The sequence below is a fragment of the Tabrizicola thermarum genome (assembly GCF_003574395.1).
In the GTDB taxonomy this organism is placed as follows: domain Bacteria; phylum Pseudomonadota; class Alphaproteobacteria; order Rhodobacterales; family Rhodobacteraceae; genus Tabrizicola; species Tabrizicola thermarum.
This window is the reverse complement of record NZ_QMJY01000028.1, coordinates 1-274: the sequence shown is the minus strand read 5'-3', so window position 1 is coordinate 274 and position 274 is coordinate 1. Positions and strand designations below refer to the sequence as shown.

The following is a 274-nucleotide window of genomic DNA, read 5'->3' as shown; positions in this document are numbered from 1 at the left end:
GCGGCCTCGGAGGCCAGGCCTTCCATCATCCGGGCAAAGATGCCCTTGTCCCCCCACCGCTTCCATCGGTTGTATAGGGTCTTCGCTGGACCATACTCCTTGGGGGCATCGCACCACCGCAAGCCATTGCGATTGACGAAGATAATCCCGCTCAGCACACGTCGGTCATCGACACGTGGCTTGCCATGACTCTTGGGAAAGAAGGGTTCGAGACGCGCCATCTGTGCGTCCGTCAGCCAGAAAAGGTTGCTCATCGGTCAGTCTCCTTGCGGAG

At 59.5% G+C, this 274-nt stretch carries 1 protein-coding gene; it reads right to left on the bottom strand.

Annotated features, from left to right (window positions below):
- On the bottom strand, positions 1-254 hold a 254-nt coding region (locus tag D5084_RS09005; protein ID WP_155523115.1), incomplete at its 3' end, for a transposase.
- Positions 255-274 lie beyond the last annotated feature (20 nt).